The organism is Acinetobacter colistiniresistens (genome assembly GCF_024582815.1).
GTDB lineage: Bacteria > Pseudomonadota > Gammaproteobacteria > Pseudomonadales > Moraxellaceae > Acinetobacter.
This window is the reverse complement of record NZ_CP102099.1, coordinates 1,555,176-1,576,483: the sequence shown is the minus strand read 5'-3', so window position 1 is coordinate 1,576,483 and position 21,308 is coordinate 1,555,176. Positions and strand designations below refer to the sequence as shown.

General features: G+C 42.8%; 19 protein-coding genes and 1 pseudogene. 12 read left to right on the top strand and 8 right to left on the bottom strand.

Going from position 1 to position 21,308, the window contains the following annotated elements; genetic code table 11:
* Positions 1-55 precede the first annotated feature (55 nt).
* A complete protein-coding gene (locus NQU59_RS07600; RefSeq protein ID WP_043973205.1) occupies positions 56-1,450 on the top strand; it encodes an APC family permease in 1,395 nt (464 codons plus the stop codon).
* Between the two features lie 54 nt (positions 1,451-1,504).
* Here the strand turns inward: NQU59_RS07600 and NQU59_RS07595 are convergent, their stop codons facing one another.
* Positions 1,505-2,059 (bottom strand): flavodoxin family protein, encoded by a 555-nt coding sequence (locus NQU59_RS07595; protein ID WP_005269623.1) that lies wholly within the window; start codon positions 2,057-2,059, stop codon positions 1,505-1,507.
* Between the two features lie 117 nt (positions 2,060-2,176).
* Between NQU59_RS07595 and NQU59_RS07590 the strand changes: the two genes are divergently transcribed.
* Together NQU59_RS07590 and NQU59_RS07585 are read left to right on the top strand one after the other, a co-directional pair.
* Positions 2,177-2,560: a winged helix-turn-helix transcriptional regulator gene (locus tag NQU59_RS07590; protein WP_005243824.1), complete on the top strand. Its 384-nt coding sequence runs from the start codon at positions 2,177-2,179 to the stop codon at positions 2,558-2,560.
* Positions 2,561-2,575: 15 nt separating this feature from the next.
* A complete protein-coding gene (locus tag NQU59_RS07585) occupies positions 2,576-2,956 on the top strand; it encodes a VOC family protein (RefSeq protein WP_257065625.1) in 381 nt (126 codons plus the stop codon).
* Between the two features lie 9 nt (positions 2,957-2,965).
* Here NQU59_RS07585 and NQU59_RS07580 read toward each other — a convergent pair whose 3' ends face one another.
* From NQU59_RS07580 to lolA, 5 genes are all read right to left on the bottom strand, one after another.
* On the bottom strand, positions 2,966-3,436 hold the full coding sequence (locus tag NQU59_RS07580) for a tRNA (cytidine(34)-2'-O)-methyltransferase (protein WP_257065623.1): 471 nt from the start codon (positions 3,434-3,436) through the stop codon (positions 2,966-2,968).
* A 65-nt stretch (positions 3,437-3,501) separates the two neighbouring features.
* The gene (gene cysG / locus NQU59_RS07575) at positions 3,502-4,893 is read right to left on the bottom strand and encodes a siroheme synthase CysG (RefSeq protein ID WP_043972282.1); all 1,392 of its coding nucleotides are present in this window, start codon (positions 4,891-4,893) and stop codon (positions 3,502-3,504) included.
* A 69-nt stretch (positions 4,894-4,962) separates the two neighbouring features.
* Positions 4,963-6,234, bottom strand: a complete 1,272-nt coding sequence (gene serS, locus NQU59_RS07570) for a serine--tRNA ligase (protein WP_004803122.1) — start codon at positions 6,232-6,234, stop codon at positions 4,963-4,965.
* Positions 6,235-6,352: 118 nt separating this feature from the next.
* Entirely contained in the window at positions 6,353-7,117 is a 765-nt protein-coding gene (locus tag NQU59_RS07565) for an RsiV family protein (protein ID WP_257065618.1), read from the bottom strand.
* Between the two features lie 124 nt (positions 7,118-7,241).
* Positions 7,242-7,940: an outer membrane lipoprotein chaperone LolA gene (gene lolA / locus NQU59_RS07560; protein ID WP_005243833.1), complete on the bottom strand. Its 699-nt coding sequence runs from the start codon at positions 7,938-7,940 to the stop codon at positions 7,242-7,244.
* A gap of 291 nt (positions 7,941-8,231) precedes the next feature.
* Between lolA and NQU59_RS07555 the strand changes: the two genes are divergently transcribed.
* Positions 8,232-9,095: a pirin family protein gene (locus NQU59_RS07555; protein ID WP_257065613.1), complete on the top strand. Its 864-nt coding sequence runs from the start codon at positions 8,232-8,234 to the stop codon at positions 9,093-9,095.
* Between the two features lie 74 nt (positions 9,096-9,169).
* Here the strand turns inward: NQU59_RS07555 and rpmA are convergent, their stop codons facing one another.
* Complete coding sequence (gene rpmA / locus NQU59_RS07550; protein WP_004640422.1) at positions 9,170-9,424, bottom strand: 50S ribosomal protein L27; 255 nt, start codon at positions 9,422-9,424, stop codon at positions 9,170-9,172.
* An 18-nt stretch (positions 9,425-9,442) separates the two neighbouring features.
* On the bottom strand, positions 9,443-9,754 hold the full coding sequence (gene rplU / locus NQU59_RS07545; RefSeq protein WP_004652230.1) for a 50S ribosomal protein L21: 312 nt from the start codon (positions 9,752-9,754) through the stop codon (positions 9,443-9,445).
* A gap of 448 nt (positions 9,755-10,202) precedes the next feature.
* Here rplU and sdsA point away from each other — a divergent pair, with 448 nt between their 5' ends.
* From sdsA to NQU59_RS07505, 8 genes and pseudogenes are all read left to right on the top strand, one after another.
* The gene (gene sdsA, locus NQU59_RS07540; RefSeq protein WP_005269593.1) at positions 10,203-11,180 is read left to right on the top strand and encodes an All-trans-nonaprenyl-diphosphate synthase; all 978 of its coding nucleotides are present in this window, start codon (positions 10,203-10,205) and stop codon (positions 11,178-11,180) included.
* Between the two features lie 14 nt (positions 11,181-11,194).
* On the top strand, positions 11,195-13,243 hold the full coding sequence (locus NQU59_RS07535; protein WP_257065598.1) for a site-specific recombinase: 2,049 nt from the start codon (positions 11,195-11,197) through the stop codon (positions 13,241-13,243).
* A gap of 587 nt (positions 13,244-13,830) precedes the next feature.
* Positions 13,831-14,480 (top strand): annotated as a pseudogene (locus tag NQU59_RS07530) (phosphatase PAP2 family protein).
* A complete protein-coding gene (locus NQU59_RS07525) occupies positions 14,467-15,717 on the top strand; it encodes an efflux RND transporter periplasmic adaptor subunit (RefSeq protein WP_005243845.1) in 1,251 nt (416 codons plus the stop codon). Before NQU59_RS07530 ends, NQU59_RS07525 begins: the two are co-directional and overlap by 14 nt.
* A 12-nt stretch (positions 15,718-15,729) precedes the next feature.
* Positions 15,730-18,903, top strand: coding sequence for an efflux RND transporter permease subunit (locus tag NQU59_RS07520; protein ID WP_257065596.1), 3,174 nt, complete (start codon positions 15,730-15,732; stop codon positions 18,901-18,903).
* Between the two features lie 5 nt (positions 18,904-18,908).
* Complete coding sequence (gene adeK, locus NQU59_RS07515; protein WP_257066215.1) at positions 18,909-20,390, top strand: multidrug efflux RND transporter AdeIJK outer membrane channel subunit AdeK; 1,482 nt, start codon at positions 18,909-18,911, stop codon at positions 20,388-20,390.
* 88 nt (positions 20,391-20,478) lie between these two features.
* Positions 20,479-20,829: a YbjQ family protein gene (locus NQU59_RS07510; protein WP_005243851.1), complete on the top strand. Its 351-nt coding sequence runs from the start codon at positions 20,479-20,481 to the stop codon at positions 20,827-20,829.
* A gap of 8 nt (positions 20,830-20,837) precedes the next feature.
* Positions 20,838-21,278: a YbjQ family protein gene (locus NQU59_RS07505; RefSeq protein ID WP_257065594.1), complete on the top strand. Its 441-nt coding sequence runs from the start codon at positions 20,838-20,840 to the stop codon at positions 21,276-21,278.
* Positions 21,279-21,308: the final 30 nt, after the last annotated feature.

Below are 21,308 nucleotides of genomic sequence, written 5' to 3'. Positions count from 1 at the left end.
AACGATCCTTAACACTATGGCTGATCTTTGATCAACGATTATGAGGATAACGCCGTTGACAAATTTATCTGGGACTCAACCAACAGCGAAGCTTCAAAAGAATCTTGTGCTTTGGCACATCATCATTATTGGCTTAGCTTATATTCAACCATTAACTTTATTTGATACATTTGGTTTAGTATCTGAACGAAGTGGTGGTCATGTACCGACTTCCTACATATTTGCCTTAGTTGCAATTCTTTTAACGTCGATCAGTTATGGTCATATGATTCGTCGTTATCCGTCTTCTGGTTCTGCATATACTTACGCCCAAAAGTCGATTCACCCTAATGTTGGTTTTATGGTGGGTTGGTCTTCATGGTTAGATTATTTGCTCTCTCCTCTGGTGAATATCATTCTTGCCGATATTTATTTGAGAGCACTCTTCCCAGAAGTAAATAACTGGATTTGGGTAATTGGTTTAACCGTTCTGATGACGGTGATCAACCTGTTTGGTGCACGTTTTGTCGCGCGTTTTAACAGTACCATTGTCGTAATCCAGCTCGGTGTCATTTTCTACTTTGTGTATCAGGTCTATATCCTACTTACACAAGGTGTGTATGCCGATGGCACACTCAATCCAGACAAAGCTGAGTTATGGTCGCTTGCGCCATTCTGGAATGAAGTGACCTCTGTCGGGGCGTTAATTGCAGGTGCGACCGTACTCTGCTTCTCGTTTACCGGGTTTGATGCGCTTTCTTCACTGGCAGAAGAAACCAAAGATGCTGAAAAAACCTTGCCACGTGCAATTTTCACCACAGCATTACTTGCGGGTATCATCTTCATTGTCAGCACCTACTTTATTCAGCTTTACTTCCCAAGTAATCCGACGACCTATTTCAACCCACTGGATGAGTCTCAACCAGTCATGGTTGCAGCCATTGGTAGTCTGGCATTTAAGACTATGGTGCTCTACTTTGCAGTGGTAGCAGTGATGGCATCAGGTATTTCGGCACACGCAGGTGTATCACGCTTGATGTATGTGATGGGCCGTGATGGTGTAATCAATAAAAAATTATTCGGTCATATTAGCCCACGTTTACACACCCCAACTTACAACATCCTGATCGTTGGTGTTGTGGCTTTATCTGCAGGCTTCCTTGATCTTGAGCATATCGTGAACTTGATTAGCTTTGGTGCATTAACTGCATTTAGCTTTGTTAACTTCTCGGTGATTTCTCGCTATGCGTTGAGAGATGGCAAGAACAAGACACCAAAAGACATTATCAGCTATATCATTATCCCAACACTGGGTTTCGCCAGCGTGTTTATGATGTGGTTGGAAATTGACAAATTAGCTTTACAGATTGGTTTGGCTTGGGCCGTCATTGGTGTCGGTTATCTTGCCTACAAGACCAAAGGCTTCAAATACAATGCACCACAGCATAATGAATTTGATGACAGACACTAATTGTTAACGGAATAAAAAAGGCGCTAAATGCGCCTTTTTTATTGTCTTAAAAGCTCAACCATGCAATTTTTCAACAATCGACTTCACACGTTTTGCATAAAGTTTCGCTGTTTCCAAGTCCCCTGTCGGAATCTCATCGGTACTCGCATCCGATGGTGACTGAACCAGCAATCCAACCGAGCCACCTAAGTTGTTTACATCTTCACGTTTTGCATCTTTGGTATTGGCTGGTAATAACCCCAAACTCACCCAAATACCACCATGCTGAGAGGCCAAGGTTTGTAATTGAATCAAGGTCACTTGCTTATCACCATTCAAACTCGCGCTGTTTGTAAAACCTGCAAAGACTTTATCTTGCCAACCACGGGTAAACCAGATTTTTGAAGATGCATCGGCAAATTTCTTAAATTGCCAAGGCGTTGCCGCCATATACGTCGGTGCGCCAAAAACAATACCCTGCGCATCATTTAAAGTCTGCCAGTCTTGCTCTGTGATCTCACCATTCTGATCAATTTCAATCAAAGCGGCATCAATCGCACCTGCAAAAGTTTCAGCAACCACTTTGGTATGGCCATAGCCAGAGAAATATACAACCGCAATTTTTGTCATGGGATTATCCAAAATTTTTCAAAAGTTCGATTTAATGATATATTTTAGAAACTAGATGTCAATTAGTTACCTATTGGTAACTACGGGCATCACATTGTAGAAATGAGGGTTGTCGCTATGAATCAGGCATTAAAATATGATATTTATCAACAACATTGTCCTGCTCGTTTATTTTTTGAAAAAATTGCAGACAAATGGGTTTTGTTGATTATCAATACACTCGCCCGAGATACCCAACATTTCAATTTACTCAAAAAGAGCATTCAAGGCATCTCACCTAAAGTATTGTCCCAGAAACTAAAAATGCTGGAACGTGATGGCTTTATTCAAAGACAAGTACAAGATACGGCACCGATTCGGGTTGATTATTCACTCACACCACTCGGTCTGGAAGTTGCAGAAATGGCGTACCAACTCAAAGATTGGGCTGAAAGTAACATCGAACAAGTAATATACGCTCAACAACGTTTTGATACGATACAGCAACAACAATTCGAATAATTTCGTGAGATGCATATGTACCCACAGCCTTTGATTGCGGTAGCCGATGTTGAGAAAACCAGCCTGTGGTATCAAACGGTACTGGGTTTAAAGAGCGGACATGGTGGCGGAGAATATGAACAATTGCTGTTTGGGCAGTGCATGGTGCTGCAATTGCATCAATGGCAAGCCCATGACCACTCACATATCGGAGACCCGAAACGGGTAGTTGGTAACGGCGTTTTACTTTGGTTTGAAAGTACTCAATTTGATGAGATTGCAGAGAATTTACAAACCCATCAAGCCGAAATTTTAGAAGGCCCCAAATACAACCCCAATGCACATCACCGGGAGATTTGGTTTAAAGATCTGAATGGTTATACGTTGGTTGTGGCCAGCCCGTATGGTGATCTCTAAGCTGCGAAACTAGAGTTGTTTAAACCCCTGTTGTCGCCACGCTTCATAGACAATCACGGCAGTTGCATTCGAAAGGTTTAAGCTTCTTGAATTTTCCGCCATCGGCAAACGAATCCATTGCTCTTGCGGGAACATCAAACGCACCTGCTCTGGCAGACCACGGGTTTCAGGCCCCATCAACAAAGCAACTGGGCGATTCAGATTAACCGTTTGCGGTGTCGCTGTCCCTTTGGTGGTAAGCGGAAAGACATGCTCAACGCCTTTGGTTTTTAAGTCGGCAAGACAAAGTTCGATATTGTCCCAGATTTGCATTCTCGCCCACTCGTGGTAATCCAGACCTGCACGCTTCAACTTCTTATCATCCAGCTCAAAACCCAATGGTTTGACTAAATGTAGCTGCGCACCTGTATTGGCACATAAACGAATGATATTACCTGTATTCGCTGGAATCTCAGGCTCATATAGAACGACATGAATCACAAATTTTCTCTACTTTAAAATCTCCCCTAGCCCCTCTTTAAAAAAGAGGGGGACTCCTCCCTTTTTTAAAGGGAGGTTGGGAGGGATTGCCATTTTAACTGTTCACGTAGACTCACCACTTCACCAATAATGGTTAAAGTCGGCGCCACGATCTGATGTTCAGATACTTTGGTTGCGATGTCTGCCAATGTACCTACCACCACTTTTTGCTCAGGGGTAGTACCTTTGGAAATTAAGGCCACAGGCATGCTTGGACGCTGGCCATGGGCTATCAATTGCTCACAAATACGTTCCAAACCGACCAGTCCCATATAAAGGACTAAAGTTTGGTTTTCGTAAACCAGTTCATTCCAAGGTAACTCAGGTGAGCCTTCTTTTAAATGCCCTGTCAGGAAACGCACACTTTGCGCATAATCACGATGCGTTAGTGGAATACCCGCATAAGCCGAACAACCTGAAGCTGCGGTAATCCCCGGCACAACTTGGAACGTCACATTGGCTTCCACCAACTCTTGAATTTCCTCTCCACCACGCCCAAAGATAAAAGGATCACCACCTTTTAAGCGGCATACACGTTTACCTTGTTGCGCATAATCTACCAATAAGGCGTTGATACCATCTTGTGGAACAGAATGATTAGAACGTGCTTTACCCACATAAATCTTTTCAGCATCACGGCGACACAAATCTAGAATCGGTGCTGACACCAAACGGTCATAAATCACCACATCGGCTTGTTGCATCAAACGTAAGGCTTTTAAAGTCAGCAGTTCTGGATCACCCGGCCCTGCTCCCACCAGATACACCTCACCTTTCGGCGCAGTCCATTCTGTTAAAGCCTGCTCAATCAGATCATTGGCTACATCGATATTATCATTGAAAACCTGTTCTTTCAGCGGGCTGGCATACAGGTTTTCCCAGAAGACACGGCGTTCGTCTGGATTGGCAATTTTGGCTTTGACTTGCTTACGCCACTGGCCTGAAAATTCAGCCAATTTGCCCATACCATGCGGCACAATGGTTTCGATCTGAGTACGTAGCTGTCTGGATAACACGGGTGATGCGCCATTGGAAGCCACCGAGATTACCAAGGGCGAGCGATCAATAATCGCAGGCACCATAAAGCGACAATGCGGAATATCATCAACACTATTCACCAGCAGATGACGCTGTTCACACTGTTCAAATACACTTTTATTGACTTCGGGCTGATCTGTCGCAGCAATCACCAAGCGATAAGGCATTGACAAAACATTTTCAGAAAAAGGCGCTTGAATATATTGCCCTGTCGATTGCTCAACCAGTTGGCGTAATTCAGGAAGGATGTCTGGTGCAATCACATCGACGATTGCACCAGCTTTGACGAGCAGGCTTGCTTTGCGGTAGGCAATATGCCCACCACCCACAATCAGACCACGTTGCTGCTGCAACTTTAAAGAGATTGGGAAAATTTCCACATCACGCCTCTATATTTTCAATCTGACTGAGCTCAAGCAAAAACGATGCACACACATTCGATGCAAAGTTTAGTCGATATAGCTAACACCGCCCATATATGGACGTAAAACTTCTGGAATCTCGATTGAACCATCAGCACGTTGATAGTTTTCCATCACCGCAAGCAAGGTACGACCCACCGCTAAACCTGAACCATTCAAGGTATGCACCAATTCGATCTTCTTCTGATCGACACGGTAGCGTGCTTTCATACGGCGTGCTTGGAAATCGCCCATATTTGAGCAGCTTGAAATTTCACGATAGGTATCTTGGCTTGGTACCCAGACTTCTAGGTCATAGGTTTTAACTGCGCCAAAGCCCATGTCACCACCACAGAGCAAAATCTTACGGTACGGTAAGCCCAATGCCTGCAAAATACCCTCTGCGTGTGCAGTCAATTCTTCAAGTGCCTGCATAGAGTGCTCTGGTTTCACGATTTGCACCATTTCGACCTTGTCGAATTGGTGTTGGCGAATCAAACCACGGGTATCACGACCATAAGAACCTGCTTCGCTACGGAAACATGGGGTATGTGCAGAATATTTCAGTGGTAAACGATCAGCATCAATAATTTCGTCACGAACGAAGTTGGTTACTGGCACTTCAGCCGTTGGAATCAGGTAATACTCTTTTTCACCTTGTAGCTTGAATAAATCTTCTTCAAACTTAGGCAGTTGACCTGTACCACGTAAGCTGTCTGCATTGACCAAATATGGGACATAAGCTTCGGTATAGCCATTTTTAAGCGTATGTGTATCCAGCATGAACTGAGCCAAAGCACGTTGTAAACGCGCCAAAGGACCTTTCAAAACACTGAAACGTGAGCCTGTTAATTTGGTCGCAGTTTCAAATTCCAGACCACCCATCATTTCACCAAGGTCGGTATGATCTTTAATCTCGAAATCAAATTGACGTGGTGTGCCCCATTTTAAGATTTCAAGGTTATCGCTTTCATCTTTACCAAAGGGAACAGATTCATCAGGCAAGTTTGGAATCGCCAATGATTTTTGCTCAAGCTCGGCTTGCAACTCAGCTAAAGCCACTTCCGCAGCTTTAATCTCATCACCAATGGCTGCCATACGCGCCATGATTTCAGAAGCGTCTCCACCCGACTTTTTGATTTGACCGACTTGCTTGGCACCCGCATTACGCTCAGCTTGCAAGTTTTCAGCTTTGGATTGCAAATCTTTACGGCGAGCTTCTAAATCAGCCCACTCTTGCACATTTAGCTGAATACCACGTTTTGCCAAAGCAGCGTTGACCGCTTCGATATTATTTCTAAGTAATTTTGGGTCGATCATAATCAATCATGAATAGAGAAAAAAACTGGCTATAGTGTAAGGCTTTAACCTAAAAAAATACAGCGATTGGCAACAAAGTCTCAGCATCTACACCTGAGATGTAGATGCTGGAGAAGAACTAGTTTGGATCTTTAGGCAGGCTCGGTAAATATTCCGCCTTCACAAACTGTTTGGCAGCATAATATGGTAACGTCAATTCACTCATGCCTTCAGCATAGGACGCCAGTTCATACAGCGGATAAACAAATACGATACCATTCACACCATAATAATAGTTATCGCTGATCTGGAGTTGCTCTTTCTTGATGCTATGGTCTTCGAGCCAGTTTTGATTGGATGCATACAGTTCATCACGCAGTTTGGTATTCATATCAGGCTTGAGCAATTCACTGACCGTGATATGTTTTTTATTGCTCAAATCAAAATTCACAAATTCTTGATGTGACATACCATGTGCCGCCCCCGCAGAATAGGAATAAGTCTGAATCGCAAAAGTCGCTAGATTATAGTTTTGCCCAATAAAACGCACATAAGTACTGCTTTCACTTTGCGATGGCTCATCCGCTGGAACTTTTACTTTTTGATCCGCAATATTGGAAAATGCATTTGGCTCGGCCTTTTTCATCCGGTTTACGAAATAGTCATCAATCCATTTCTGATTGGTTTCAACTGTTTGTAAATCATAAGTGGTACAGCCATCCTCCAGACACACTTTTTGTTTTGGCAGTTTAACCGCCATGACTTTTGCATGAATCAATGGAATATCCACTTTTTCCGTTGTCGCTGAACTGTCCTTTTTGGGTTGGCAACCCGCAAGTGCAACAACTGTCAGAATTGGGAGCAGTGGAATCATTTTTGATAATTGTGAAGTCTTCATCGTCATGCAAGTCTCTGATGTTTTTCTTCACTATACAAAGCCTTGCCCAGAGATGAAATTAAAAAATGTATCCAGAATTCGCCCAGAAAAAAAGCCGCAACAGTTGCGGCTTTTTAGAGGAGGCAATCGATTACTGATCAATAATATCGGTGCCTTTAGGTGGGGTAAAATTAAACACCGAAGCTGGAATCGGCTGATTCACTTTCAGGTTGCTAAAACGCACATAAGTGGTCTGACCTAAAGAGTCCTGTAATACCATCAAGTTGGGCGCTTTATTCGCTCCAAAACTAATGGTCAGACTTTGGAAAGCCCCATCTTCCTGTTTTGGATACAAGGTGTAATACAACTTGGTGCGGTCAGGCTGAGTCACACGATATGTTTGCATGATCTGATTGGTATTACCTGATAACAACAATGCAGGCGTATTGGCAATTTGGTCATCCAGACTTTGACGTACCGCTTGCTGTAAGTCTGGATCATAAATCCACACCACTTTACCTGTAGTCACGATCGTTTGTTTTGCTGGACTCGTGGTCTCCCAATAGAACTTTCCGGGACGTTCAACTTTCATCGTCCCCTTAAAAGCCTGATTCATATGTTGAGCAGTTAAACCCTTTTTTTGTACTGCTTTATTACTGGTTGCCACTTTTGTGGTTTGTTCAAAATCTGCGGTGAATCGTTGCAAGCCAGATAGCTGTTGAACCAAACTGGTCGTGGCTTGCTGGGCCGATGCAGCAACTGGTGCAGCGAAGACCTGACTACTCACAACAGGAGCAAGTGTCATTGCACTTAACGTTGCAGCATAAGCCATTTTTTTTACGAAATTCATAAAAACAACCTTCTATCAGATTTCTACTGGTATGACGACATCTTACTGTTTTTGATCATTAAAAAAATGAAGAAAAGCAATGGTTTTGTGTAATTCGTGTCGCAAAGTTCTGCATTATGTATGAAGTTACAGCCTTTATGTAGAGATTGTAAGAACGAAAATTAACTTTTCGACCATTCACCAGTGGCATTCGTCAATGTCCGATCAGGGAAAATTATTGATCAGCTTGAATCTAGACGGATCATCAACATTTGCTAAGCTAAAAACCAATGATTTTAACCTGTATCATTCATGAAAAGTCTTGCCTTTATCCACCGCAATGACACTCGATTTGCGATTGGTGATTTTTATCCAGCTCTTTCCGTGTTCTCTTATCAAGAGCTGGGCAATACCACCTCCCCCTTTTTATTGCTAGATCACCTAGGGCCAGGGCGCTTGGCGCCAAAAAGCAGTAAAAAAGGCGTGAATGAACATCCACACCGTGGTTTTGAAACGGTGACATTTGTGTTTGCGGGCGAACTACAACACCAAGACTCAACCGGGCAAGGCGGAATCATCGGACAAGGTGATGTGCAATGGATGACTGCAGCCTCTGGCATTCAGCATACAGAACATTTTAGCCCTGCCTTTCGTGAACGGGGCGGATACTTTGAAATGCTGCAATTATGGGTCAACCTTCCCGCAAAAGATAAGATGTCTCCACCGCGTTATCAAAGTTTATTGAATCACACCATCCCTAAAGTACCACTCGAACAAGATGCAGGCTATGTGCGGATTGTGGCGGGACAGTTTCAAAATATTCAGGGCATAGCACAAACATTTAGCCCGATGCAGGTCTTAGACGTTCATTTAAATAAAGGGCATCCGTTAATACTTCCTGCCCAGCATGGCGACAGCACTTTAATTTATCTCCGTAAAGGTAAGCTTCAATTCACTGAACATGAAGACATTTTGGAAGAACAAGCCTTAGCGGTAATGTCGAGCTTTGATACCGATGTTTCAATTACGGCATTAGAGCATAGTGATCTGCTATTTTTATCTGCGCCATCTTTGCAGGAGCCAATCAATGGACATGGCTTTTTTGTGATGAACAGTTATGCGGAAATTTTACAGGCCTATGAGGATTTAAAACGCGGGGCTTTTGGGAAATCTTAAAACCAATACATACTGCAAAAATCCAGTACATATAAAAAAACCCGCTAAAAGCGGGTTTTTCGAACTATTAAAACTTAAGCTTCAACAGTTACATAGCGACGGCCAAATTGACCTTTCACTTCAAATTTTACTACGCCGTCAGCAGTAGCAAATAAAGTATGGTCACGGCCCATACCAACATTTGCACCAGCGTGGAATTCTGTACCACGTTGACGAACGATGATGTTACCAGCAGTTACAGTTTGACCACCGTAAACTTTAACACCTAACATCTTAGGATTCGAATCACGACCGTTCTTCGTCGATCCACCGGCTTTTTTAGTTGCCATGTCTATTTACTCCTCGTATTAGCCTGCGATACCAGTAATTTTCAACTCGGTAAACCATTGACGGTGACCTTGTTGCTTACGGTAGTGTTTACGACGACGCATTTTGATGATGCGGATTTTGTCGTGACGACCATGGCCAACTACTTCTGCAGTTACTTTTGCGCCAGCTACAACTGGAGCACCGATTTGAATGTTGTCACCGTTAACAACCATTAATACGTCATCAAACGTAATAGTCGCGCCAGTTTCAGCTTTCAATAATTCTACTTTAAGGGTTTCACCCTCAACAACACGGTGCTGTTTACCACCGCTTTGGATTACTGCGTACATAATGTACTCCAACTTGCCCGTGTCGTCGTGTCGATAAAGGGATATACCGATCTTAAGACGAACGCCACTGGGGTTATACAAGGGGACAAATTTTAAGTGAAAATTGATCAAACAACAAGTGATTTTACATAAACATATGGATATCGTTAACTTGTTTGAATTTTTGAGCAAAATCAATTAGATTGATGACGAACTGTTTTGATTGCTTCTGATCAAAATTTGAAATACATTTAAAAAAACAAATTGCAACGATAACAAGCTGTGTTTTTACAACGCCATAATTAAAGTGATGGCATTCGGTGGGAAACTCCCTTTTCTGTCTAAATTAAGACCAAAAAACTCACCATCGTGTCTTAAATGACGGATTACACAGTCTGTATAACTGTTAAGTGGCCGATTAATTGATACACTTGGCAACATTACCCACCTATACGAGGTTTTTCTTCATATGGTTATCGATTTTAAGCAAGACATTCTCTCCCCTGTTGCGACAGATTTTGCTGCGATGGATCGCCTCATTAATGAAGGAATTAGCTCTAAAGTCGGTTTAGTGATGAGTGTCAGCAAGCATGTCGTAGAAGCAGGCGGTAAACGTATGCGTCCGATCATGTGCTTACTCGCTGCGCGTGCCTGCGGTCTAGCCAATATGCAACAAGCACAACACTTGGCAGCCGTGATTGAAATGCTACATACCGCGACCTTGGTGCATGACGATGTCGTAGATGAATCGAGCCTACGCCGTGGTCGCCCCACTGCAAATGCAACCTGGAACAACCAGACTGCTGTTTTGGTCGGTGACTTTCTGATTTCAAGAGCTTTTGATTTATTGGTCGATTTAAATAATATGACCTTATTAAAAGATTTTTCAACAGGAACCTGTGAAATCGCAGAAGGTGAAGTATTACAGCTGCAATCTCAGCACCAGCCAGAAACCACTGAAGAAACCTATTTAAGAATTATCCACGGTAAAACCTCCCGTTTATTTGAGCTCGCCACCGAAGGCGCAGCCATTTTGGCAGGGACGGAAGAATATCGTGAACCTTTGCGTCGCTTCGCAGGTCATTTTGGTAATGCCTTTCAAATTATTGACGATATTTTAGATTACACCTCTGATGCAGAAACATTAGGTAAAAATATTGGTGATGATTTAATGGAAGGCAAGCCGACTTTACCGTTAATTTCAGCATTAGCGCATTCAACTGGTGATGATCACGAGATCATTCGTCGTAGTATTGCAACGGGTGGTGTGGAGCATTTAGATAAAGTGATTGAAATTGTTCATCACTCAGGTGGCCTAGATTACTGTCAAAAACGTGCCCAACAAGAAACGGATGCCGCTTTAGAGGCGTTAAAAGCGCTACCAGATAATGAATATCGCCAAGCACTGATCAATTTGACTTTAATGGCTTTACATCGACTACAATAATTTTCTGACTATCTATGCAATTAACTGTATCTGATCTTTTTTTAAAAATGCAGGAACAGCTTGATCAACCTCAAGCTGTTCTTGATGAACAACTGCTGATTGAACTGGTCAATCGGATACGCCCCAAAAATTCCAATGATGCAGATGAAGTCAAACAACGTATTCATGCGTTGATCAAAATATTATTGCTGACACCAACATCAGCAATTCTCGTACAGAATTTTTTACTGAAACTGATCAGCCAATATAAACAGATTAGTTTATATGCCGATAGCGGCATTCTCTCGCTGGATGGCTTCTGGAATCAGTTAGGACAACGTTTAGGCGCACATTTCCTTCCTTTAGTCGAAGATGGCCAACAACTCAAAACCTTGATTGGGAAAGTCTTTCATCAGGAAAATGACAGTGAATGGCTCGATCTGATTGACAATCAGGACTGGATTACGCTCTTTAACCTGTTAGGTGAAAGTCAAAGCAATACTACTGAAAAACAGATTTCAAAGAATGAGCTCATTAAAGCCATTACGGTACTATCTTATCGGATCAGTGGGATCGGCTTATATCCTGAATTTATCAATGCACAACCCGATATTACGGAATATGAATCTCCTTTTCTGGTACAAAACCGAGAAATTGTAGAGTTCATTGAAAAATATAAAAAACAGATTGATGACCAAGATGCGGTTGCAGTTTTACCGCCACCAGATGCCTCTCAAGCCTTTGTAATGCTGGATCAATGTCGTGAAGTCGTACTGAAAATTCGCCGTGCCACTAAACGGATTGGTGTCAGTATCAGTCTGACCTATTTATTGTCGCTACTAGAGCAAGCCATTGACCGTATCGAACTGTTACTGACCTTACTGGCCAGCAAGAATGACGCTCGATACACGGCATTAGGTGAGTTAATCACTGACTTAACCAAAGCGCATTATAATGAGAAAAGTGTCCGTCATTTACTCACCTCAACCAGTGAGTTAATTGCCTTACAGGTGACGGAAAATGCCAGTAAAACAGGTGAACATTACGTAAGTACAGACAAAGCCGGCTTCTTTGGCATGTATAAAGCAGCCGCTGGTGCTGGTGCGATTATTGCCACCATGGCAACACTCAAGATTTTAACAGCCCGTTTGGTACTGGCGCCGTTTGGTCATGCTTTTTTATACAGCATGAACTATGCGCTTGGTTTTATGCTGATTCATGTGTTGCACTTTACCGTTGCCACCAAGCAGCCAGCCATGACTGCAGCCGCTCTGGCTTCAACCGTACAGCAACAAAAAGGCAGCAAAACCGCACAGATTGCAGAACTGGCCGCATTGATTATTAATATTATCCGAACCCAGTTCATCGCCATTTTAGGCAATATCTCGATTGCCATCCCAACTGCAGCATTAATTACCTATTTATGGCAATACAATTTGGGCGAACCTTTACTCAGTCATGCCAAATCGGCCACACTCTTACACAGCCTGAATCCATTCACCTCTTTAGCTGTTCCACATGCGGCAATTGCTGGTGTGTGCTTATTCTTCTCTGGTCTAATTGCAGGTTATTTCGATAACTTGGCAGTCTACCGTAAAGTCGGTCCTCGCTTAAAACAGCATCGAAGCCTAAAACGCTGGATGGGGCAAAAACGCTTAGACAAGTTTGCCAATTATATCGAAACCAATCTCGGGGCATTGGCTGGTAACTTTCTGTTCGGGATTATGCTTGGCAGCATGGGAACCATTGGATTTATTTTAGGCTTGCCTTTAGATATTCGTCACATCGCCTTTGCTTCAGCAAACTTTATTCAAGGTTTAATGACCATTGGCAGTCCTGACATTGGTTTGATTTTAGTCTCATTTCTTGGTGTGATGCTGATTGGTTTAACCAACTTATTTGTTAGCTTTACCTTGACCATTATTGTTGCACTTCGTGCACGACGTGTGCGTTTTGCACAATGGAAGCCCTTAGCAAAATTAGTAACCACCCACTTTCTCACGCGACCAAGTGATTTTTTCTGGCCTCCAAAGCAACCGGTCGAGGTTGAAGAGCAAAGCAAAAATAGTCCAACACCCCACTAAGCTTTTACAGACAAAGACCTCAAAGTAAAAGTCTAACCTTTGAACTATTTTTGCGCATAATCAGCCAACCAAAAAATAGTTTAAATGGATTGGTATTCCCTACATCTATTAATCAATAGACCTCTGCTCTGTCACGGTATCGCCTATGATCAGGAGAGACTATGACCTCAACGCCTACGTCTCTCAAAAGAAATGGAAAGATTTAAGTTATACCAGCTCATTTCCCCGCTTGGTTAGTAACCTGACACTGTTAACAAATAATTAGTACTTCATTTCTAAATACTGTACTTGAAGCCTAAAAGTCGATATAAATCTATATGTTCTAATTGGGTTGAATTACACCTTTAGAAGATCCTCTACAATATTAACTAGAGCATTTATGATAAGTAGAACCTCTTTTAACAGATGAAAAGATCAAAGTAAAAATGAGATATACATCAAATTTTGTTATGTTTTTTACTACATCTTAAAAAACATAGAAATGAAATTATCATAAAATTTCAAGACTTGACCAAAAGTGTACTCGCGAGTACACTTTCAAACACTCAACACCCCTAAACATCGGTTAAGCAAAAAATGAGTAGCGGATGCCTTACCTATTGCTTTGTATTGGTTGCTTTTTTTTAGGACTTGGTGTGATTGGATTAATCAATCCCAACGCATCAACTTTAGATCTTTTGAGTGTTCAAGCTTTTTTTGAGCACCGTTCATTTACGCTTAATCATGTAACAATTCTGCTTTCCAGACTCGGTGGGATGCCTTTTTACTATTTTTAACCACATTTTTGTGTCTTTACCAAACTTGGATTAAAAATTATAAAAATTTGATATTTATCTCTTTTAGTGTGAGTGGCAGTATTGCGATTGGTTGGGTTCTGAAATGGAGTATTGATCGGCCAAGACCAATGGAGTTTTATCACTTGGTTCAAAGTTATGGCGCATCCTTCCCAAGTGCCCATAGCCTTTATGCTGCAACCCTTGCGAGTTTAGCCATATTGTTGTGTCAACAATATAAACATCGCAACAGTGTCATTTTAGTATCTACTTTATGGTTTATCTTCATGGGGATATCTAGAGTTTACGCTGGGGTTCACTACCCAACTGACGTACTTGCCGGTTGGGGAATTGGGTTGATTTGGACTTCGTTGCTTTGGTTTTGGCTGTATCAAAGCACTTTCAGCAACAATTTGTTTTTAGATAAAAAATCTAAATTGAGGTGGAATAATGATGTCGGCTAAGCTTTGGGCTCCTGCCCTAACTGCTTGCGCATTAGCAACAAGCATTGCGCTTGTTGGTTGTAGCAAAGACCCTAAAAATGCACAGCAAGCTGCTGCTGCCCAAAAAATGCCGCCTCCAGAAGTGGGTGTCATTGTCGCTCAACCACAAAGTGTTGAACAAAACGTCGAACTGTCAGGGCGAACCTCAGCATACCAAGTTTCGGAAGTTCGTCCACAAACTGGTGGCGTGATCTTAAAACGATTATTTGCTGAGGGTAGCTACGTTCAAGCAGGTCAAGCACTTTATCAAATTGATGCCAATACCAACCGTGCCACAGCAGACAATGCTCGTGCAACCTTATTGCGTCAACAAGCAAACTTAAATGCCTTACGCGTGAAAGAAGGTCGTTATCGTCAACTGGTTGGAACCAATGCGGTTTCTAAACAGGAATATGATGATATCAATGCGCAAGTGAAATTGGCTGAAGCTGATGTTGCAGCATCTGAAGCAGCATTGAAAAATGCAGAAATTACTTTAGGTTACTCAACAGTTCGCGCGCCTATCTCAGGCCAGTCTAGCCGTTCTTCGGTGACGCCAGGTGCATTGGTCACTGCAAATCAAGCAGATCCTTTGGTGACAATTCAACAACTTGATCCAATCTATGTTGATATCAATCAATCGAGTGCTGAATTACTGCGTCTACGCCAACAGTTAAGCAAAGGCAGTTTAAACAACAGCAACAATACCCGTGTCAAGATCACGCTTGAAGATGGTTCAGAATACCCAGTTGAAGGTCAATTGGCTTTCTCTGACGCCAGTGTAAACCCAGATACAGGTACGGTGACATTACGGGCAGTGTTCTCCAATCCAAACCACTTGCTCTTACCAGGGATGTATGCAACGGCTAAAATCTCACAAGGCGTTTTGCCAAACGCATACCTAATTCCACAAGCAGCTGTATCTCGTTTACCGACAGGTCAAGCCGTTGCTTTAGTGGTCAATGCCAAAGGCACAATTGAGACTCGTCCAATTACAACCGTAGGTGTAAAAGGTCAGGACTGGATTGTAACTAATGGATTACAAGCTGGTGATAAAGTTGTTGTTGATGGTGTAGCCAAGGTGAAAGAAGGACAAGAAGTGTCTGCCAAACCTTATCAACCAAAAGCAGCTGAAGGTCAAAATACAGCGCCAAAAGCAGCTGAACAACAAAAAGCCAATTCACCAAAAGCTGAACAAAAAGCAACTGCAGAAGCTTAAGGGGTAGATTGCATGGCTCAATTTTTTATCCATCGCCCAATCTTTGCTTGGGTGATTGCACTGGTCATTATGTTGGCGGGTATTATCACGCTGACAAAAATGCCTGTTGCACAATATCCAACAATTGCTCCCCCCACGGTAACAATCTCTGCAACTTACCCTGGGGCATCTGCTCAAACTGTTGAAAATACCGTGACTCAAATCATTGAACAACAAATGAATGGTTTGGACGGTTTACGCTATATTTCTTCAAACAGTGCAGGTAATGGTCAAGCATCGATTAACCTAAACTTCGAACAAGGTGTTGATCCAGATATCGCCCAAGTTCAGGTTCAAAACAAACTACAATCAGCAACAGCACTTTTACCTGCTGACGTACAACGTCAAGGGGTAAAGGTCACCAAGTCTGGTGCAAGCTTCATGCAAGTTATTGCATTTTACTCACCAGATAACAGTCTTTCTGCATCAGATATTAAAGACTATGTGAACTCAAATATTTCTGAGCCACTCAGTCGTGTAGCTGGTGTCGGTGAACTCCAAGTGTTTGGTGGCTCTTATGCGATGCGAATCTGGTTGGATCCAGCAAAACTGACCAGCTTTAACTTGACGCCAAATGATGTTGCAACTGCCATTCGTGCCCAAAACTCGCAAGTGGCGGTTGGTCAGCTCGGTGGCGCACCAGCAACTGCGGGTCAGGTACTTAACGCCACAGTCAATGCACAAACCATGTTGCAAACACCTGAACAATTTAAAAACATCTTCCTGAAAAATACTGCAGGCGGTGCACAAGTTCGCTTAGGTGATGTTGCTCGTGTTGAACTTGGTTCAGATAACTATCAATTCGACTCAAAGTTTAATGGTAATCCAGCAGGTGGTGTTGCAATCAAACTTGCAACAGGTGCCAACGCCCTAGATACCGCAGCGGCCGTTGAAAAGCGTTTATCTGAGTTACGTCATAACTATCCAAGCGGTTTAAAAGACAAACTTGCATATGACACCACTCCATTTATTCGTTTATCGATTGAAAGTGTTGTACATACCCTGATCGAAGCAGTGGTCTTGGTATTCCTCGTCATGTTCCTGTTCTTGCAGAACTGGCGCGCAACGATTATTCCAACGCTGGCGGTACCTGTGGTTGTACTGGGTACTTTTGCCGTGATTAATATCTTCGGCTTCTCGATCAACACCCTCACCATGTTCGCAATGGTACTCGCCATTGGTCTGTTGGTGGATGATGCCATCGTTGTGGTCGAAAACGTTGAACGGGTGATGCAGGAAGAGCATCTCGAACCTGTGCCTGCAACTGAAAAGTCAATGAGTCAGATCTCGGGTGCTTTAGTTGGTATTACCAGTGTTTTAACAGCTGTATTCGTACCAATGGCATTCATCAGTGGGACAACTGGGGTCATCTTCCGTCAGTTCTCGATCACTTTGGTTACAGCAATGATCTTATCTTTACTCATTGCTTTAACCTTTACCCCTGCCCTATGTGCGACCTTGTTAAAACAACACGATCCAAACCAGCCAGAAAGCAACAATATTTTTGCGCGTTTCTTCCGTTGGTTTAACAGTAGCTTTGAAAAGGTTTCAGAAAAATATAAAAATGGTGTGAATCGTATGACTCACCATTGGATTTTTTCTCTGGTAATTTACCTTGCTACTTTTGTCGGTATCGTTGGTTTATACAAAATGCTACCAACTTCATTCTTACCAGATGAAGACCAAGGTGTGGTCATGACATTGGTGCAATTACCACCAAGTGCAAGCTTGGAGCGTACCGACAAAGTCATCAGCACAATGACCGACTACTTCCTACATAAGGAAAAAGAACATGTAGAGTCAATCTTTACAGTTTCTGGCTTCTCATTTACAGGGGTGGGGCAAAACGCAGGTCTAGCCTTCATTAAGTTGAAAGACTGGAGTGAACGTAAAACACCAGAATCACAGATTGGTGCCATCATTCAACGTGGTATGGCATTGAACATGATTGTGAAAGATGCGTCTTACATCATGCCACTACAGCTACCAGCAATGCCTGAATTGGGTGTGGCTTCGGGCTTTGATCTTCAGTTAAAAGATGCAAGTGGTCAAGGCCATGAAAAGCTGATTGCTGCACGTAATGCTATTCTAGGTATGGCATCACAAGATAAACGTCTTGCAGGTGTTCGTCCAAATGGTCAAGAAGATACACCACAATATCAAATCACCATTGATCAAGCGCAAGCAGGTGCAATGGGTGTCAGTATTGCAGATATTAATAGCACCATGAGCATGGCTTGGGGTGGTTCATATATCAATGACTTCGTTGACCGCGGTCGTGTGAAAAAAGTTTATGTCCAAGGTGAAGCGGATACCCGTATGATGCCTGAAGACCTAAACAAGTGGTATGTCCGCAACAATAAAGGTGAGATGGTTCCATTTTCTGGATTCGCCAAAGGTGAATGGACCTATGGTTCTCCTCGTTTAGAGCGTTATAACGGCGTATCATCTGTCAACATCCAAGGTACACCGGCAAGAGGTGTTAGCTCTGGTGATGCAATGTTAGCCATGGAAGAAATCGTAGGTAAGTTACCCTCTATGGGCTTAACTGGTTTTGACTATGAATGGACCGGCTTATCGTTAGAAGAACGTGATTCTGGTGACCAGAAAGGTCCACTATTAGTTCTTTCTTTACTCATCGTATTCCTGTGTCTTGCTGCATTATATGAAAGCTGGTCAGTCCCTGTGTCTGTCATACTGGTTGTACCTTTAGGTATTATTGGTGCCTTTGCTTTGACATGGTTAGGGATGACGATTAAAGGTGATCCAAACTTATCCTTTAACATTTACTTCCAAGTCGCACTTGTCGCTGTAATTGGTCTATCTGCGAAGAATGCGATCTTGATCGTAGAATTCGCAAAAGAATTACAGGAACAAGGTGAGGAGCTTTTTGAAGCAACTTTACATGCTGCAAAAATGCGTTTACGTCCAATTATCATGACCACACTTGCATTCGGTTTAGGTGTTTTACCATTAGCCCTTTCAAGTGGCGCTGGTGCAGCTAGCCAACACTCAGTCGGTTATGGTGTACTCGGTGGTGTACTCTCATCAACACTTTTAGGTATTTTCTTCATCCCTGTATTCTTCGTGTGGATTCGTAGTATCTTTAAGTACAAACCTAAAACTTTAAATAATCAGGAGCATTGATCGTGATGCAAACTGTATGGTCTATTTCCGGTCGTGGCATTGCAATCTCTGCACTCGCGCTGTCTTTGGCTGCCTGCCAAAGCATGCGCGGGCCAGAGCCTGTTGTAAGCTCAGATATTCCTGAAAGCTACGCGTCTTATGGTAATGCTTCTGGAAAATCAATCGCAGAACAAGGTTACAAAGATTTCTTTGCTGATCAACGTTTACTGCAAGTGATTGATCTGGCGCTTGCCAATAACCGTGATTTACGTACTGCGGCTTTGAATATTCAAAAAGCGCAACAGCAATACCAAATTTCGGAAAACAACCAATTACCAACGATTGGTGCAAGTGGCAGTGCGGTTCGTCAAGTTTCTCCAAATGTGAACCCAAATAATCCATATTCAACGTATCAAGTCGGCTTAGGCCTTACTGCATATGAGTTGGATTTCTGGGGTCGTGTACGTAGCTTGAAAGATGCAGCTTTGGATAGCTATCTTGCAACGCAGAGCTCACGTGATGCAACGCAAATCAGCTTGATCAGTCAAGTGACTCAAGCTTGGTTAAACTATTCTTATGCCAATGCACATTTAAAATTGGCTGATCAGACGCTGAAAGCTCAACAAGATTCGTTTAACTTAAACAAGAAACGTTTCGATGTTGGTATTGATAGTGAAATCCCAGTGCGTCAGGCACAGATTTCAGTAGAGACTGCCCGTAACGATGTTGCAAATTACAAAACCCAAGTCGCACAGGCACAAAACCTGTTGAACTTACTTGTGGGTCAGCAAGTGCCTCAAAACTTGTTGCCACAACAACAGGTCGCACGCATTACCCAAAAAGGTGCTTTAAGTGCAGGTTTACCAAGTGATTTGCTCAACAACCGTCCTGATGTTAAAGCTTCTGAATACCAATTAAGTGCTGCAGGAGCGAATATTGGTGCTGCTAAAGCGCAATTGTTCCCAACCATTAGCTTAACCGGTTCTGCGGGTTATGCCTCAACTGATTTAAGTGATCTGTTCAAGGCTGGTCATGGCGCATGGTCAATCGGACCTAGCTTAAATATTCCAATTTTTGACTGGGGTACACGTAAAGCCAATATCAAGATCTCTGAAACCGATCAAAAAATTGCACTGGCTAACTATGAAAAGTCAGTACAGTCGGCTTTCCGTGAGGTGAACGATGCTTTGGCGACGCGTGCCAACATTGGCGACCGCTTAACCGCTCAACGTCGTTTAGTCGATGCGACCAATACCACCTATAAACTTTCTAATGCCCGCTTCCGTGCAGGTATTGATAGCTATTTAACGGTATTGGATGCGCAACGTTCGGCTTATTCGGCTGAACAAGGTTTATTGTTATTACAACAAGCAGACTTGAACAACCAAGTCGAGCTGTATAAAACATTGGGTGGTGGCATAAAAGCGACGACCAGTGAAACCATAACGCATCAGCCTTCTAGTTCACAACAGCATTACGCAAAAAATAATTTTTATCTTTTGCAATAAAAAGCTCACTTCGGTGAGCTTTTTATTGCAACAATTGCGAATATTTCTTATCTTCAAAGTAAATAGATTAATGATTTTTGAAAATACAATGTTACTAAGCAGTTTAGAGTCTGTACCGGGTCACGAAATTTTACGTCAGCTTGATGTGGTTTATGGCAGCACCGTGCGCAGTAAACATGTCGGCCGTGATCTGATGGCTGGTTTAAAAAATATCGTGGGTGGTGAATTGACAGGTTATACCGAACTACTGGAGGAATCACGTCAGGAAGCCACACAACGTATGATTGACAAGGCTCAAGCATTGGGCGCGAATGCCATTGTCGGGATTCGCTTTTCAACTTCAAATATTGCCCAAGGCGCCTCTGAACTGTTTGTCTACGGTACCGCTGTGGTAGTGCAACCAGTTGCCCCTAAATTGCCTGATCCATTTGCTGCATAGGCAACGACATGGAAGGATTAATTTTTCAGATTGTTCTGTTTTTGATTCTCTTCGCAGTTGGCTGGGGCTTTGGTCGTCATATCGAACAAAAACACTTGCGCGAACTGGAGCAGAAAGAAAAACAATTTGCACATATTCGAATTGATACCAATCGTTTTGTGCAAACCACAGCGCGTGGGCAAATGATCAGCAGTAATGTAGTGATCTCACATGACTATTTTAAATATGTATTGGCCACCATTCGAAACTTTTTCGGCGGGCGTTTAGTCAGCTATGAAAGTGTGGTGGAACGTGCACGCCGTGAAGCTGTGATTCGTCTTAAGCAAGAAGCAGATGCCATGGGTGCCAATCAGATTATGGGCGTTCGACTCAGTACCACTGAATTGGGGATGCAAGGTGGGATGGTTGAAGTGTTTGCCTATGGAACAGCAATCATCAACACACATTAAAAAAATCCTGTGTATGACACAGGATTTTTG